The sequence below is a fragment of the Rugamonas sp. DEMB1 genome, assembly GCF_029834475.1.
Classification (GTDB): Bacteria; Pseudomonadota; Gammaproteobacteria; order Burkholderiales; family Burkholderiaceae_D; genus Rugamonas; species Rugamonas rubra.
On the sequence record NZ_CP122407.1, the window covers coordinates 4,984,032 to 5,000,454 of the forward strand.

General features: G+C 74.1%; 10 protein-coding genes and 2 pseudogenes. All 12 read right to left on the bottom strand.

Annotated elements, in window-relative coordinates; all coding sequences use genetic code 11:
- Positions 1–373: 373 nt before the first annotated feature.
- A pseudogene (gene pilV / locus QC826_RS23055) lies at positions 374–1,525 on the bottom strand (shufflon system plasmid conjugative transfer pilus tip adhesin PilV); the annotation flags it as partial.
- The gene (gene pilM / locus QC826_RS23060; protein ID WP_279762636.1) at positions 1,522–2,019 is read right to left on the bottom strand and encodes a type IV pilus biogenesis protein PilM; all 498 of its coding nucleotides are present in this window, start codon (positions 2,017–2,019) and stop codon (positions 1,522–1,524) included. The pseudogene pilV and the gene pilM, both read right to left, overlap by 4 nt.
- Positions 2,020–3,015: an ATPase, T2SS/T4P/T4SS family gene (locus QC826_RS23065; RefSeq protein ID WP_279762637.1), complete on the bottom strand. Its 996-nt coding sequence runs from the start codon at positions 3,013–3,015 to the stop codon at positions 2,020–2,022. It abuts the gene before it with no gap.
- Positions 3,016–3,021: 6 nt separating this feature from the next.
- A complete protein-coding gene (locus tag QC826_RS23070) occupies positions 3,022–3,570 on the bottom strand; it encodes a type 4 pilus major pilin (protein ID WP_279762638.1) in 549 nt (182 codons plus the stop codon).
- A gap of 43 nt (positions 3,571–3,613) precedes the next feature.
- Positions 3,614–4,690 (bottom strand): type II secretion system F family protein, encoded by a 1,077-nt coding sequence (locus QC826_RS23075; RefSeq protein ID WP_279762639.1) that lies wholly within the window; start codon positions 4,688–4,690, stop codon positions 3,614–3,616.
- Entirely contained in the window at positions 4,680–6,293 is a 1,614-nt protein-coding gene (locus QC826_RS23080) for a GspE/PulE family protein (protein WP_409567693.1), read from the bottom strand. Before QC826_RS23080 ends, QC826_RS23075 begins: the two co-directional genes overlap by 11 nt.
- A complete protein-coding gene (gene pilP / locus QC826_RS23085) occupies positions 6,290–6,868 on the bottom strand; it encodes a type IV pilus biogenesis protein PilP (protein WP_279762640.1) in 579 nt (192 codons plus the stop codon). Before pilP ends, QC826_RS23080 begins: the two co-directional genes overlap by 4 nt.
- A complete protein-coding gene (gene pilO2, locus QC826_RS23090) occupies positions 6,858–8,132 on the bottom strand; it encodes a type 4b pilus protein PilO2 (protein WP_279762641.1) in 1,275 nt (424 codons plus the stop codon). The genes pilP and pilO2 overlap by 11 nt, the downstream gene beginning before the upstream one ends.
- Before the next feature lie 11 nt (positions 8,133–8,143).
- Entirely contained in the window at positions 8,144–9,727 is a 1,584-nt protein-coding gene (locus QC826_RS23095; protein ID WP_409567898.1) for a PilN family type IVB pilus formation outer membrane protein, read from the bottom strand.
- Between the two features lie 90 nt (positions 9,728–9,817).
- Positions 9,818–10,315 (bottom strand): annotated as a pseudogene (locus QC826_RS31785) (TcpQ domain-containing protein); the annotation flags it as partial.
- A gap of 342 nt (positions 10,316–10,657) precedes the next feature.
- Positions 10,658–15,178, bottom strand: a complete 4,521-nt coding sequence (locus tag QC826_RS23100) for a LuxR C-terminal-related transcriptional regulator (RefSeq protein ID WP_279762643.1) — start codon at positions 15,176–15,178, stop codon at positions 10,658–10,660.
- Positions 15,136–16,095: an ATP-binding protein gene (locus tag QC826_RS23105; protein ID WP_279762644.1), complete on the bottom strand. Its 960-nt coding sequence runs from the start codon at positions 16,093–16,095 to the stop codon at positions 15,136–15,138. Before QC826_RS23105 ends, QC826_RS23100 begins: the two co-directional genes overlap by 43 nt.
- Positions 16,096–16,423: the final 328 nt, after the last annotated feature.

The window sequence follows — 16,423 nt, forward strand, 5'->3', positions numbered from 1 at the left end:
CGTTGATGGTGGCCGAGCTGTTTTCGATGCGCACCGACTGGGCGTCGGTGTGGCCGATGCTGGCGCCGGTGTCGTTGTCGACGATGTCGACCTGCAGCCGCACCTGGCCGCTGACCTTGTCGTTGTTGGCCAGGCCGCGGTTCATCTTGGTCCAGACGTTGACGTTGATCAGGCCGTTCTTGGTCGGAGTCAGCTGGCGCTTGATCTCGGCCTCCCAGGTGTCGACCTCCTGATACCAGTTGCGCGGGCCGTAATAGGGCGTGCTGCAGTCGGCATCGGGCACCGCCACGGCGGACGGCAGGATCACCGCGCAGGCGGTGTCGCTGGCCTGCAGCGCCATGTTGGTCTGCGACTGCCACAGGCCGAACTGGCAGGACATCACCAGGCCGCTGGCGTCGCGCGCCATGGTGCCGTCCGGGTCGCCGGCCTGGCAGGCGCTCTTGGCCACCACCACCCGGTCGAGGATGGCGTCGCGGCTGCTCAGGCGGCCGGGCAGCGACAGGTTGCCGTCCTGGTCGACCGCCAGCGCCAGCCACTGGCTGCCGTTCCAGGTGAAGGCGCGGCCCAAGGCCCGCACCATGCGCACGTCGCCCGCCTGGTTGTCGCCGCCCGGCAGGGCGGCGAAGCTGTCCACCGGGTCCTTCCAGGAGGCCGCGCCCTGGCGTTTCCACACGCCGGACTGGCAGCTCAGCACCCGCCCCGCCGCGTCGACCGCGATCCTGCCGGTGCCGGCGGCCAGGGTGCAGCGCGGGTCGCCGGCGTCGTTCTCGGTGGCCTGGGCGCCGCTGCCCGGCAGCAGGTGGATCGGCGCGCGCATCTGGTTCAGCTCCGGCCGGCCCGGCACCGCGCCGCGGTAGAGGAAGTCGGTGGCCAGCTGGCCCGGGCCGTCGAAGAACAGGTTGGACACCAGGTGGCCGCCGTCGTCGGCGCCGCCGCCCAGCGCCGGCGCGGCGGCGCCGGGGCACTTGGCGCCCCGGTAGGCGGTGGTGGCCATGTTCCAGGAGGCGCCGCGCGCGGTGCCCGGCGCCGCCGCCGCGATGTAGCCGCTGCCCTGGCCGGCGCCGGCCGCCACCGCCGCGATGTTCTTGTCGGCGATCTTCCGCCCGCCGGTGCCGACCACCAGCGCGTCGAGCCTGCCGCTGCCCGGGGTCGGCTGGCGCACCAGCACGCAGCTCGCCTGCTGGTAGCCGTTGTGCGGCGCGAAGCCGGCCGGCAGGAGGTTCTGCGCCTTGAGCGCGGCGATGTCGAACGCCGCCACGCTGGCCGCCGTCGGCGTGGCCGCCAGCAGCGCCTGGTAGTTGGCGCCGACGTACCGGCGCGCCGCCGCCACCACCTGCGCCTGGTACAGCGCCGCCTGCTGGCCCTCGCCGTCGTCGAGGGCGTCGCCGATCATGGCCGACAAGCCGGCCATCATGATCGAGCCGATCGCCAGCGCGCCGATCATCTCGATCAGCGTCATGCCGGCCTGCCTGGATGTCTTCATAAGCGTCCTCGTAGTGTGTCGATGCGTGGCGCCGCGGCTCATTGCGCCGCCACGATCCAGACCGGGCTGCGGTCCGGAATGGCCGCCTCGGCCGGGGTGGGCAGGGCGATCCGGGTGTCGCCGAAAACCGGCGAGTACAAGGTGCTGTCGCCCTTGCGGTAGACCCCGGCCAGCACCGAGTTGCGCGACAGGCGCACGATGTCGGCCACGATGTTGTCGGCCGGCGGCCGCGCCGCGTAGATGTAGATGGTGCCGGCGGCGTCGCGGTAGTTGGTCCAGATCGTCGTCGCCGCCGCGTCGTGCAGCGGCGACCAGTCGGGCAGCGCGTGGCTGGCGCGCAGCGCGGCCAGGTCGACGCTGGACCCGCCGCCGGCGTGGCCGGCGAAGTAGCGCGCCACCGCGTCGCGGTACAGCGCCATGCCCTCGGCCAGGCTGTCGGCGCCGGCCCGGCGCAGCGTCGCGCCGGCGCCCCGGTCGGCGCCGGCGTAGTAGCCGGCGAGCGATATCAGCACGCCCAACACCGCCAGGTTCCACATCTAGGCCTCCCCCATTCTTTGCGCCGCCGCGTTGGCGCTGATCATCGAGGCCATCTGCCGCCGCAGCTCCGAGGCCAGCATCTCGTGGTCGCCGTTGCGCAGCGAGGCGCGCGCCGGCGCCGCGTCGCGCAGCGACAGCAGCTCGGCCTTGAGCATCGCCTTCGGGCCGCGCAGCAGCTGCTGGTGCAGCACCGCGCCCAGGCCGTCGGCCAGCAGCGCCTGGCTGCGCTCGGCCGGCAGCTTGTGGCTGGCCAGCGCCTGCAGCTTGCCGACCGCCTGCGCCACGCTGTCGGCCAGCATGGTGGTGACGATCAGGTGGCCGCTGACGCTGGCCTGCAGCACCTCGACGGCGGTCTCGTGGTCGCCGATCTCGTCGATCAGGATGGTCTGCGCGCCCGAGCGCAGCAACTGGCGGAAGGCGCCGGCGAAATGGCGCGGCTCGGCCGGCATGCTGGTCTGGAAGCAGATGCCCTGGCCGTGGCTGCCCTCGAGCGGCAGCTCGATCGGCCGCTCGCCGGTGACGGCCACGCCGCCGTGCGCCCGCAGGCGGTCGCGCACCAGCGCGCAGGCGCTCATGGTCTTGCCCGCCTTGGCGGCGCCGGCGACGATCACCAGGCCGCGCAGGTCGCGCGCCATCAACTGGCGCAGGTAGGCCTGCGGCAGGCCCAGCGCGGCGAGCGACTCGACGCTGCCGGCCATCTTGCGCAGCACGAAGGTCAGCCCGGCGACGGCGCGCAGCACCGTGACGCGGTAGTTGACCTGGTCGTGGCTGACCTGGAAGGCGCTGGCCGCCGGCGCGCCGTCGAGACGGCCCCGGCACAGCTCGGCCAGGCGGTCCAGGTCGGCGCGCAGGGCCGGCCCGGCGCACAGCGGGTTGGCCGGCGCGCCCGGCACGTCGGAGAAGCGCTCGGCCACGCCGGGATGGCCCAGGTACAGGTCGGAGAAGTCGAGTTCGCGCACTTCGCTGGCGTGGCTCATCGGTTGTTGTCCGTTCAAGGTGGCTCAGTTCGCCGCGAAGGCGAGCTTGTTGCCGGCGGCGTCGTTGCACACGCCCAGGGCCGCCTCGGCGTTGACCGGGAAGACGGTGATCGGCGTCTTGCCGTCGTTGTCGATCCTGGTCCAGCCGTTGGCGCCGGTGACCAGGTTGATGCAGACGTCCTGCGGCACCGCCGGATAGCCGATGACGAAGGAGCCGCCGTTCGGTCCCGCCGTCACCGTGACGGCGCCGCCCCAGGAGTTGGTCACGGTCTTCTTGTCCGTGTCGACCACCAGCGAGCCGGGAACGGCGCGCGCCGCGATCAGCGTCGAGACGATGGTGGCCGGGTAGGTCTGGCCGGAGTACAGCTTCTTGACGGCGGTGCGCAGCGACACCACCTCCTCCGAGGCCTGGTTCGAGCGGGCGTTGCCGAAGGCGCTGCCGAGCAGCGAGACGGCGCCCAGGATGACGATGGCGGCGATGCCGAGGTAGGCGATGCCCTCCAACAGCGAGGCGCCGCGCTGGCGGCTGCGGAAGGCGACGATGCCCGACTTGTTCAGGGAAGCTTGGTTCATGGTGTGGTTCCTCATTCAAGGGTTAAAAAACAAACGGAAAAAATCAACGGAGCGCGCGCGTCATCGTCGCGATCTCCTGCTGGATGCCGAAGAAGCCGGCCACCAGCCAGGCTATGACGACCGCCAGGGCGACGATCGCGCAGCCATTCAACACCCTCATCTGCAGCGTGACCCGCTCGATGCCCTCCTCCATCCACTCGTCGGCGAGGATCTTCAGCGCCTGGGCGAAGCCCTTGTACTCGGCGTAGACGCAGAGGTCGTCGACCACCTCGCGCGAGGGGAAGCCGTAGCCGGCGTTGCGCAGCGCCTCGCCGCAGTTCAGGCCCGACTTGACGCCGAGCAGGGCGCCGTCGAGGCGCTCGCGCAGCCAGGGGTCGGCCATGTCGGACAGGCGCATCAGCGACTTCTCCACCGTGATGCCGGCGAACTGCAGGGCCGAGAAGGCCATCAGGAAGCCGCTGCCGACCACCAGCCGGTACACCGAGTACGGCGCGAAGCGGTCGGCCAGCACGCGCAGGTCGCCGCGCCAGCGCGGCAGCGACAGCAACAGCGCCGCCAGCAGCGCGGCGCCGGCCAGCAGCGCGTAGGGCATCCAGTGCTGCACCAGCTGCGACATCACATACAGCGACTTGGCGGCGCCGTGCCAGCCGCTCGGGTCGACCATGCGGGCGAACTGCGGCACGACGCGGCTGCCGAACAGGTAGATGTAGGCCAGCACCAGGGCGAACACGGCGGCCGGGTAGACCAGGCCGCCGAGGATCACGTTGCGGATCTTCTTGGCCGCCTGCACCACGTCGATCAGCGCCATCAGGGTCGCCTCCAGCCGGCCCGACTGCTCGCCGGCCATCAGGATCATCTGCTCGGTGCGCGGCACCCACCAATCGAGCGCCTCGGCCAGCAGGCGGCCGTTCTGCACCATGCGGCGGCAGTCGTCGAGCAGCAGCGCCAGCGGCTCGTTGGGCCGCTTGCCCTGCTGCGAGGCGCGCCCCTGCAGCTCCTCCATGACGCGCAACAGCGGCAGGCCGTTGCCCAGCATCTTGGCGATCTTGCGGTACAGCCGCAGCCGCACCGAGTCGCTCAGCTGGCCGCGGGCCCAGCGCCGCCGCAGCTCAAGCGCCATGGCCGCCCCCGCCGTCCACGCCGGCCAGGTGGCCTACCGTCTTCTCGGCCATGCGCGGATCGACCAGGCCGGCGGCGACCTTCTCGAGCGCGTGTTCGAGCAGGGTGCGGCCGCCCAGCGCGCGGCGCCAGTGGGCCACGGCGGCGCCCTTGTCGCCGGCGCGCAGGTGCTGGAAGAAGCGCTCGTCGGGCAGGATCACCTCGGCCACCACGCTGCGCCCGACGGTGCCCTGCTGGCGGCAGTGGGCGCAGCCGGCGCCGGCGACGCAGACGCCGTCGAGCGCGCCGCCCAGCGCCAGGCGCAGGCGCGCCAGCAGCGGCGCGGCCGGCATGCGCTGCGGCGCCAGCCCGGCCAGGTCGGCCAGGCGCAGCTTGCAGTGCGGGCACAGCAGCTTGACCAGGCGCTGGCTGACCAGGCCGGTGACCACCGTGTGGTCGGCCACCAGGCCGAGCGGCAGGCCCAGGTCGAGCAGGCGGTCGACGATGGCCACCGCGCTGTTGGCGTGCACCGTGGTCCAGACCTGGTGCCCGGTCATCGCCGCGCGCAGCGCGTTCTGCGCCGAGGCGCGGTCGCGCATCTCGCCGATCATGATGGTGTCCGGGTCGAGCCGCAGCGCGTTGCTGATGGCGGCGGCGAACAGGCGGGCGCGCTCGTCCTCGTCGGCGGCGTTGGTGACCGAGGTCTGCACCGCGCCCTCGATCGGGTACTCGACCGGGTCCTCCACCGTCATCACGTGCAGCCGGCCCTGGGCCTCGAGCAGGGCGCCGCTGAGCACCCGCTGCAGCGTGGTCGACTTGCCCGAGCCGGTCGGCCCGCTGATGATGTTCATGCCGATCGGCTGCTCCTTCAAATGCTGGATCTGCGCCGCCTGCGCGGCGGCGAAGCCGAGCGGCAGCAGGTCGATGTTGTCGCCGGCGTCGTTGTAGAGCAGGCGCAGCACCATCAGCGCGCCGTCGCTGGTGGGCGCGGTGGCGATGCGCACGCCGTACAACTGGGCCGGCAGCTTGTCGCGGTCGGCGATGCTGGCGTCCTGCCGCTCGGTCGGCTTGTACGAGCTGTCCGACACCGACGTCATGGCGCCGTACAGCGTGGCCAGCAGGCGCTCGCCGTATTCGCGCGTCTGGCAGCCGGCGCGCAGCAGGTCGTTGTGGACGCGGAAGTAGATCTCGGTGGCGTCCTTGCGCACGCGCAGGTGGATGTCGGAGGCGCGCTCCTGGCAGGCGCGCTTGAGCAGCTCCTTGGCCGTCACCTGCATCATGGTGTGCTCCTGGTGGCGGCCGGCCGGCGCGCCGCCGCCACGGTAGGCCCGCTCGACGCTGCCGATGTCGACGAACTGCACGCGGCAGCCGTGGCCCAGCTTGTCGAGCCGGGCGCGGTAGGACAGCACGTGGCCGTTCAGCTCCTGGCCCTCGGCCACCAGCAGGCGGCCGTCGGCCAGCAGGCAGAGCATCTTGCGCTCCTCGGCGCTGGCCTCGAAGGCGCCGCCGGCGCTGAGCACGGCGGCGGCCGGCGCCGGCATGGCCGCCGCCGCCGCCGCGCCGCCGCCGGCGGCGACGAAGGTGGCCGCCTCGGCGTGCAGCCGGGGCCAGCCCGCCAGCCTCATTTGGCCCCCCCGGGCGGCAGCCCCATCGACATCGACAAGGGCGGCGGCAGCGCCAGGGCGGCGCCGGCCAGGTTGGGGCTGGCGGCGGCCGCCGCGCGGGCGCCGGCGGCCAGGCGCACGCGCCGCTTGCCGCCGGCCTGGACGATCACCTCGTTGCCGCCGATCGAGAGCACCTTCATGCCGTTCGACAGCACCGCGCCGGCCTGGGCCTCGACCAGGCTGCCGTTGTTGAGCTCGAGCGTGGCGTACAGCGTCTTGCCGACGCCCTCGATCGACAGGACCACCGGGTCGCCGGCGGCGGCGTTGCGCGCCATCAACTCGTTGAGCTGCTGTTTGGCGGCGATGTCGTTCTGCTTGCCCATGATGTTGACCTGGACCTCGAGCTGCCGCTCGCGCGCCTTCAGCACCAGGGTCTCGGCCTCGATGCGGCCGAGCCGGTCGGCGGCCGTCTCGGCGGCGCCGGCGGCCAGCGGGGCGGCCAGCGGGGCGGCCAACAGCGCCGCCAGCAGCAGCGACAGCGGCGGCGACAGCGGCGGCGACAGCGGCGGCGGGAAAGCGGGGGAACTATTTCGCATACATCACTCCTTCGATGGACCACGCTCCGGCGCGGTAAATGAGTTTGTCGATCCGCACGCCGGGCTGGCTCAGCATGGCGGCCACCTCCAGCGGCGGCAGGCCGCCGGCGTTCAAGACGAATGAAAAGATCTTCCAGTCCGGCGCCGGCGGCGCCGCCTGGCCCTCGGGCGGCGGCGGCGGCGGCGGCGCCACCACCCGGCTCAGCTTGGGCGCCAGGCCGAGCAGTTGCAGCCGCGACAGCAACGGTTCGAGCAGCGCGCGCTGCGCCAGCAGCGCCTCGTCGGGGCCGGCCGGCGGCGCCAGCGCGGCGCTGTAGACGGCCTTCTCGCCGCCCAGCTCGACCACGGCGGCCGGCACGCTGGCCAACAGGTAGTCGATGGTCGAGCCCTGGCGCGACCAGGTGTAGCTGAACTGGGCGGCGTCGCAGACGTAGTCGTCGAGCTGCCAGCCGCCGGGCGTGGGCAGCGTCAGCCGTTCGACGCAGGCCTGCGCCAGCGGCCGCGGCAGGGCGCGGCCGGCCCAGGGGTGGCGCGGCGCCGCCGCCGCGCCGCGCCGCGCCAGCGCGGCCTGGGCGGCGCGCGCCTGGTCGGCGGCGGCGCGCAGGCGCAGCTGCTGCTGCCACCAGGCGTAGCCGGCGCCGGCCAGCAGCAACAGGACGGCGCCGGCGGCGGCGCCGTGGCGCCAGTCGAGGCGGCGCTCGACGGCGCGCAGGGCCCAGTCGCGGCGGCCGCGCGGCTGGCCGCCCCTGCCGCGCGGCAGCAGGTCGAGCAGCTGGCGCGGGTTGAAGTTGTGGAAGTCGTACTCGGCCAGCTCGGCGTCGCCGATCACCACGTTCCAGCCGCCCAGGCCGTAGTCGCCGTGCAGCCGTTCGAGCACCTCCTCCTTGCTGCCGGCGAAGTCGCCGTTGGGCAGGAAGTTGGCGTCGCGCACGGCGAAATAGGCCCACATGCCGTCGGGCAGCTTGAACGCGCCCAGCCAGTTGTGCACGCGCTGCTGGCGGCCGTCGTAGTAGGCGCCCTCGCCGGCGACCGCCTTGCAGACGGCGGCGGCCAGCGAGGGCAGGCCGCGGCGGGCCGCCGCGCCGGACTGGGCGAAGCCGGCCTGGGCGGCGCCGTGCTCGCCGCGCAGCAGCATCAGGTCGAAGGCCATCTTGCGCGCCAGCGCGCGGGCCTCCTGCTCCAGCTCGCGCGGGCGCGACAGCGATTGCCAGAACAGGCCGCAGACGAAGCGCTGCTTGCCGATCGAGGTCAGGTAGAGGCTCATCGCGGCGCCCCTTACAGACTGCCCATGGTGGTCGGCGTGACCAGCACCACGATGACCTCCTTGCTCGACTTGGCCTTGAAGCCGCCGCCGAACAGGTAGTTGGCGGCCGTGCCGACGCCGCTGCGGTCGAGGTTGTCGTCGGTCTGCTCGAAGCCGCTGATGATCAGGGTCTCGTTCGACTTCATCGCCACGCGCTGGAGGAAGTTGCGGGTGTCCATCTCCGGCGTCTCGATCATGCTGCCGTTGCTGCTCACCGTGCGGATGGCGCGCAGCGCCGAGATGTCGGTGGAGAACTGCAGCATCACCGTGCCGTTGGCCAGCACGTGCGGCAGGATGCTCATGTTGAAGCCGGACGTGACGCTGCCCGGCGTCAGCGTGGTCGAGGCGCCCACCAGCGCCGTCACCGTGGTCTGCGAGGACTGCAGGTAGCTGGTCTGGCGCGCCACCTGCACCGGCACCGGCTGGTTGTTCAGGGTCACCACCGAGGCGGTGGTCTGGCGCCGCACCCTGCCCTGCTCGGACAGGGCGTTGATCACCAGCGCGGTGCCGGCCAGCTTGCTGCTGGCGGTGGCCAGGATGCCGGCCGAGAAGCCGACGCTGTTGCTGCCGGCGGCGGCGTTGTTCTTGATGCCGTACTTGTGGCTCAGGCCCTGGTAGACCAGGTTCCAGTTGATGCCGTACTCGTCGGCGTCGGCCAGGTTGACCGACAGCACCGTGACGTTGATCACCACCTGGCGCGACAGCGACTTGTTCTCGCCCTCGATGAAGCCGGCGATGCGCTCCAGCGTGTCGGGCGTGTCGACCACGGTGATGGCGCCGGTGGCCGGCGAGGCGACCACCTTGCCGTGGCCCGACAGCATGGCGCCGACCGACTTCTCGATGCTGGCGTAGACCGACAGCTTGGAGGCGACGGCGATGTTCTGGCTGTTGCTGGTGCTCACGCCGTTGGCGCCGCTGGCGGCCGCGCCGCCGGCGCCGCCGGCCACGCCGCCGGTCGAGCCGGCGCCGCTGGTGATGTTGGCGCTCATGCTCGAATCGCCCGGGATGGCGTTGATCTGGAAGGTGCGCGACTCGGTGCAGAAGAACTGGATGGCGCCGTCGACATACTTCCAGTAGACGCCGAAGCGGGCGGCGGCGGTGTCGAGCAGGCCTTCGAAATTGCCGTTGTTGTAGGTGATGCGGATCGGCCCGTTGCCGCGGGCGGCGCCGGCGCCGTTGCCGTTGCCGGCGGCGGCGTAGCCGGGACCGAGCGCGTCCGGGCTGACCTTGGTCGGAATGCCGGCGCGCAGCGTGATGCGCTCGGCCAGCTCGGCCAGCGAGTTGACGCTGCGGTCGAAGGTGGCGGGCTGGTAGAAGATCGGCGGCAGGGCCGGCGCGCCGACCTTGACGATGTTCTTGCCCAGCCAGATGCCCTGCTCGTGCGCCACCGGCGCGGCGGCGGCGGCGACGCCGGGCGCGGTCCGGCCGACCTCCCTCACCAGGCCGGAGGCGCCCGCCTCCCGTTGCGGAAAGTCGCGCTCGATCTTTTCCACCAGTCCGCCGCAAGCGGGCAGCAACACCAGGGCGGACAACGCCGCCAACACTCTGACCCTCATCATTCTGCTCCTTTTGGCACGACGCGCACGGACCTTGTTGCCCGCGTAGAAAATGGCTTTCAGCGGAATCTCCGCCCCCTCCATGGCCTTGACCACCAGCGCCACCGCCTCCTCGAAGCTGCCGCCGAGCTCGGTGCGGGCGTCGACGGCGTAGTCGACCGGCAACTCCCAGACCAGTTGCCAACCGGCCCGGGCGGCCCAGCGCGCCAGCGCCGTGTTGAGCGTGCGGTCGGCCGGCGCGATCTCCCAGCCCGGCTCGGCGTCCAGCGCGACCGCCGCCCGGCTGTGCGAGACGATGACGATGTCGCGCTCGACCGACGCCTCGACGGCGGGCGGCCGCGCCGACAGCGCGGCGCCGCCCAGCGTGAAGAAACCGGCGGCCGCCGCGTCCGCCGCGTCCGCGGCGCCGGCGGCGGCGTAGGCCGCCGCCGGCGCCGGCAGGCGCAGCGTCCGCTCCAGCCTCAGGGGCAGGCCCGGCTTGGCCGCCGCCCAGGCCGGCGCGCAGATGCCGCATATCAGGGCGCCGGCCAGATGGGCGGACAAGGCCGCCCGCAACCGCGCTTTGCTTCGTGTATCCATCATGTCCATCCCTCTTCAAACGCCTGCGATAGTGGATTGCCCGGTGGCACGTGCAGATAGGTGGCCGCCGCCGCCCCGCAGTTCCCGCGCCGCCATGAATTTTTTCGCAATGTTTCCGGCGACGGGGACGCTTCCGCGCCGCGCCGGCCCCTGCCCCATGCGTTGTTTGCGGGTGCATAGGGAAATGTAAGAAAAACATTCACATTGCGAAATGGCCAATATTCATTAAAACATTACAAATGAAATATCTGGCCCATCGAAAGGTTGGTTTTCCACGCCGGGGGGGGCGAAACACGCTAGCAAGTCGGTATCGACCGCGGCGCGGCGGACGGCGGCGGGCCGGGCGGCCGGCTAGAGGCGCAGCAGTTCGCGCGCGCGGGCCAGCGCGCCGGTGCGGCTGTTGACGTGCAACTTGGTGTAGATGTTGTGCAGGTGCCACTTGACGGTGGCCTCCGACAGGAACAACAGGGCCGCCAGCTCGCGGTTGCTCAGTCCCTGGTCGAGCAGCTTGAGGATCTGCGCCTCGCGCCCGGACAGGGCTTCGGCCGCCTCGGCCGGCGCCGGCGCGGCGCGGCGATGCGCGGCGGCGCCGGCGGCGCCGGCGGCCGGACGCCGCCCGCAGGCCTGCAACAGCCGCGCCAGGTAACCCGGCGGCAGCCGGTCCGGCTCGGCGCCGCAGTCGGCGCGTTGCCGCACCGCCTCGATCAGGCCGAGCAAGCCGCCGGCCTCGTCGGCCAGCGAGCGGCACTGGCCGTGGACGGCGCCCAGCGCCAGCGCCTGGCAAAGGCTGTCCCGCGCCGCCGGCGCGCGCCCGCCGCGCTGGTGCCAGCCGGCCTGCAGGCACAGCAGGCGGACCGTCCAGCCGTGGCGCCCCTCGCCGCGCGCCTGCGCCAGCAACTGCTCGAGCAGGGGCGCGGCGTCGGCGCCGGCGCCGTCCGCCTCGCCGGCCAGGCGCAGGCGCAGCGCGCCGACGCGCACGCCGATGTCGTCCCCGGCCGCCGCCGCGCCGTCGAGCTCCAGCTCCCGGCCGAGGCGCCGCGCCGCCGGCGCGCGGCCGGCCTTCAGCTGCAGGTCGACGCGCTCGGCCGCCAGCGCGCGGCGCAGCCGCGCCAGGCCGTTGCGCTCGGCCAGCGCCATGCCCTCGGCCAGACAGGCGTCGGCGGCGTCGGCGGCGTCGGCCGCGCCGCGCCACCACAGGATGCGCGCCCGCGTCAGGTAGGCCGCCAGCGTCGTCTCGATGCAGCCGTTGGCCTTGGTGAAGGCGAACACCTGGTCGAGCAGGGCCTCGGCCCGCTCCACCCGGTTCAATTCGTAGCAGCTCTGCGCCTGCACCAGGGCGATCAGGCAGCTGCCGTAGCAGGCCGGCGAGGGGGAAAACTGCCGCGGGCTGGCGTCCATCACGGCGCCCAGCAGGGCCTCGGCGCCGTGCACGTCGCCGCGCTCCCACAGCGCCAGCGCGTGCAGCGTCTCGGCCCAGGCCAGGCCGTTGGGCGGCCGCGGACAATCGCGGTAGGAGCGCTTGGCGGCCAGCAGGCGCGCCACGGCGCCGGCGTAGTCGCGTCCGACCAGCGCGCTGTAGCCCTGCACCACCAGCATGTTGCCGACGTCGTTGGGATCGCTCCCGCCCCAGCGCGCCAGCCACTCGGCGCAGATGCGCGCGGCCGGCGCGACGCGCCCGCTCAGGGCGTGGAAGATGGCCTGCATCATCAGCGTCTTGCGCGCCGCGTCGGCGCTCGCCGCCGGGGCCGCCGTCGCGCCGGCGGCCAACAGCCGCCGCAGCTTGGCGATCTCCGCCTCCGCCTCGGCGTAGCGGTAGCTGATCAGGTAGGCGTAGATGCCGGGCAGCTTGATCTCCGGGCGCCGCTCGACGTACTGCGGCGGCAGCGCGGCGATCCAACCGAGCAGCGTGGCGTCCTGGTCGCGCAGGTGCACCAGCTGGTAGGCGTGGGCCACGATCAGGTCGGCGGCGCGGGCGTAGTCCTGGCCGGCCAGCGCGCAGGGGATGGCCTCGGCGACGCGGCCCTGCTGCTCGAACCAGGCGCCGCCGCGGCGGTACAGGGCGCGCGCGGCGTCCGGCCGGGTGCGCAGGCAGCGCGCCCGCAGGTAGTCGCCGAACAGGTGGTGGTAACGATACCAGCGCCGCTCCGGCTCCAGCGCCACCAGGAACAGCTGCTGCGCCTTGACGCCGTCGAGCAGGCGGGCGGCGTCGGCCAGGCCCAGCGCGGCGGCGCAGAAGTCGGCCGAGAAGCGCTCGAACAGCGCGCTGCCGAGCAGGAAGTCCACCGTCTCGGCGGCCAGCTGCGACAGCACGATCTCGCCCAGGTAGGCGGTGATGTCGCGGTCGCTGCCGGAGAAGGCGGCGACGAAGCCGTCGGCGTCGTCGACCCGGCGCAGCGCCAGCGCGGCCAGTTGCAGCGCCGCCGGCCAGCCCTCGGTGCGCTGGTGCAGCGCGCGCAGCTGCGCCTCGGCCAGCGGCCGGCCGCTGACGGCCAGCAGCAGCCGGCCGGCCTCCTCGAGGTCCAGGCCCAGCTCGTCGGCGCGCAGCTCGTGGACCTGGTCGGCCAGGCGCAGCCTGCTCAGCGCCAGCGGCAGGGCGCCGCGCGAGGCCAGCAGCAGGGTCAGTTGCGGCAGGTGCTGGGCCAGCAGCCAGTCCATCGCCTCGTGCACCACCGGGTTGTCGATGAGGTGGTAGTCGTCGAGGAACAGGGCGAGCGGCGCGTCCAGCCCGGCCAGCTCGCGGTACAGCGCGCGCAGCACCGGCTCCTGCGCCGGCGCGGCGCCGCGCCCGGCGCGCGCCAGCGCCAGCGCCGCGCCGCCCAGGGCGGGCGCGGCGTCCTGCAGGGCGGCGGCCAGGCCGTGCAGGAAGCGCAGCGGATCGTTGTCCTCGCGGTCGAGCGTGAGCCAGCCGGCGCGCCCGCCGCCGGCGCGCGCGGCGGCGCGCAGCCGGGCCAGCGTGGTGGTCTTGCCGTAGCCGGCCGGCGCCAGCAGGCAGACCAGCCGGCGCGCGCCGGCGCGCTCGAGCTGGCGCTCCAGCCGGGGCAGCGCCAGCAGGCGCTGCGGCATCGGCGGCGGCGCCAGCTTGGCCCGCAGCAGCAGGGCCTCGGCGCCGCCCGGCGCGGCCGGGGCGGCGCCGGCGCGCAGCTGCGGATGGTCGCGCTCGAGCTGCGCCACCTTGCGCGCCGCGCCCCAGCGCTGGTAGCCGTCGCGCGCCTCGCGCAGGTAGGCGTCGGCGCTGCGGGCGAAGCCGCGCGCGCGGTAGAAGCGCGCCGCCAGCTCCTTGGCCAGCGCGGCGTGCTGCACGAAGCCGTGCGCGCCGGCCTGCTCGATGGCCTGCTCGTACAGCCGCATGGCGTCGAGCTCGCGCAGCTCGGCGCGCGCGATCTCGGCCGCCAACAGGGCGTGGCGGTGGCCGAAGTCGGCCGGATTGTGCCGCGCCCAGCGCGCCAGCCGGGCCAGCAGCAGCGCCAACTCGTCGAGCAGCGCCGGGCGGCGCGCGGCGGCGGCGCCGTCGTGGCCCGCCGCCAGGGCCAGGCCGTGGTAGTAGCAGTGGCTCGCCTCGCCGATGCCGGCCGGGCCGCCGCGCAGCGCCCGGCCGGCCTGCTCGCCGTGCCCCAGCGCCTCGGCGTGGCGGCCGTGCAGGTAGGCCGTCCTCAGCTTCATGATCTGGTACTCGGCCAGGGCGCCGGCGAAGCCGCCGGCGGCCAGCACGGCCAGGCATTGCGCCTCGCTGAAGCCGGCGTCGTCGAAGCTGCCGCAGCGCGGCGTGGCGCCCTGCAGGTCCAACATGGCCTGCTGCTGCAGGCGCAGCATCTGGTGGACCGGCCGATTGCCGTGGCGCCCGGCCCAGTCGCTGTAGCGGCGCGACTGGCGCAGGCACAACTCGATGGCGTCGCCGCGCTCCAGTCCGATCTGCACCACCTGGTAGGCGGCGCAGCTGGCGTACAGCTGCTCGCCCGCCGCCACGCAGGCGTCGAAGGCCTGGCTGGCCAGCGCCGCGCAGGCGGCGTGGCGCTGGCGCCAGCAATGGACGAACTTGGCCCGGATCGCCAGCAGCGCGGCGCGGCCGGCGGCGTCGCCGCGGCCGGCGTTGAGGCGCAGCGCCAGCTCGGCGTAGTCGTCGGCGGCGGCGATCTCGCCGTCGGCCGCCAGCAGCATCGCGTAGCCGCCGTAGAGCAGCGCCGCCGACGCCGGGTGGCCGTGGCGCCGGCACAGGTTGAGCCCGCTCAGCACGATCAGCGGGAACAGCTGCCCGCAGGACAAGTAGGCGCAGTCCTGGGCGGCGGCCAGCAGGTCGATCAGCGCGGCCGCCTCGGCGTCGGCCGGCGCCGCCGCGTCGGCCGACGCCGGCCAGGCCGGGCCGGCCGGATCGGCCAGCGCCTGGCGCTGCGCCGTGGTGGCGGCCTCGATCGCCGCCGCCTCGCGCGGCAGGGCCGGCTGGAAGTGGCGCACGGCGCCCAGCAGCAGCGCCAGGGCCTCGGCGAAACGGCCGGCCAGGCGCTGTTGGCCGGCGCGCAGCAAGGCCAGGCGGGCCAGCGCGAGCCGCGCGGGCCGGCCCGCCGCCCCCGGCGCCCGCTCGGCCCTCTTGTCCAGCTCGGCCGCGAGGCGCTCGACCGGCTGCTGCTGCCCGGCCAAACTGGCCGACTCGGCCAGGTCGAGCCGCCAGGCCAGCGGCGCGGCGTCGGCGCCGGCGCCGTTGGCGGCGGCGCAACGCAGGCGGCCCGCCTGGCGCAGATAGGCGGCGGCGGCGGCGTGCGCCGACATCGCCCGGGCCTGCCGCGCCGCCGCGCAGTTGAGCCGGTACAGCGTGCGGCGGCCGGCGGCGTCGACGATCAGCCCGGCGCCACGGTTGAGCTGCTCGACCAGCTCGAACAAGGCCCGCCGCGCGCGGCCGGGCCGGCGGCGGCGTGCGCCAGCCCGCTGTCGCCCAGCGCGGCGGCGCCGGCCGCAACCGGCGCGGGCAGACGCTCCGGCGCGCCGCCCGGCGGCGCGTGGCCGGGGCGCCCGCCCGCGCCGTCGCGCCAGCGCCGGCCGGCCCGCGCCGCCGCCTCCGGCGCCGCCAAGTCGATTTGCGTGAGCGCTACGCCGCTGCGCAAGGCCGCCGCCGTCAAGCGCGCCAGCGCCGCGCCGGCCGCCGCCGGCTGCGGCCGATACGCGCCCAGCAGCAGCAGCGCGGCCGGGCCGGGCGCGCCCAGCAGGTCGCGCAGCAGCGCCAGACTGGCCGGATCGGCCCATTGCAGGTCGTCGAGGAACAGCACCAGCGGCTGGCCGGGCCGGGCGAAGGCGCCCAGCAGGTCGCGGAAGGCGGCGCGCAGGCGCTGCTGGGCCGCCAGCGGCGCCAGCGGCGGCGGCGCCTCCGGCCGGCCCAGCAGCCGCTCCAGCGCCGGCACCAGCATCACCATCAGCTGGGCGTTGCCGCCCAGCGCGGCCCGCAAGCCCACCTTCCAGGCGGCGATGCCCGGCTTGCTTTCGGACAGCACGCGCTGCACCAGTTCGCCGCAGGCCTGCCCCAGGCAGGCGTAGGGAAGGCCGCCGCGCTCGCTACGGCCGGCGCCAAACCAGCCGTGGGCGCGCTGCACCGGCTGGCGCAGGCTGTGCGCCAGCGCCGACTTGCCGCTGCCGGCGCCTCCGCTGAGCAACAACAATTCGACGCCGCCGCGTCCGGCCACCCGCTGGTAGGCCTCGCGCAGGGCGGCCAGTTCGCCGTCGCGCCCGGGCGCAACGGCGGCGGCGCGGTGCCGCGCCGATGCCGCCGGCCGATGGGAAAATGGGAAGTCCCTGGCTGTGTCCATTGCATTCCCGACTGTCGATACGATTCAATGTTTCCTGGCATCTCAAACGATATGCGGGAATGGCCGCGCCGGCGCCTGCCGGGCGGGCGCCGGGCGCGCCGGGGAGCCGGTCCTCTTGCTATGCGGCAATCCTCAACGGCGGAAATTTACCATGCCGGAGCCGGCAATGCCCACACAAATTCGGCCCGTCCGCGCCTTGGCCCGTCGGGACCGGCGGTGGCCGCCTTCCGCGCCAGCAAACCGAGCGGGCAATTGTACGGCACCGTCCGCAGCGTCGACGGCAAGCGGCGCGATCCGGCCCGCGGGCGGCGCCGGCCTGGACCACGGT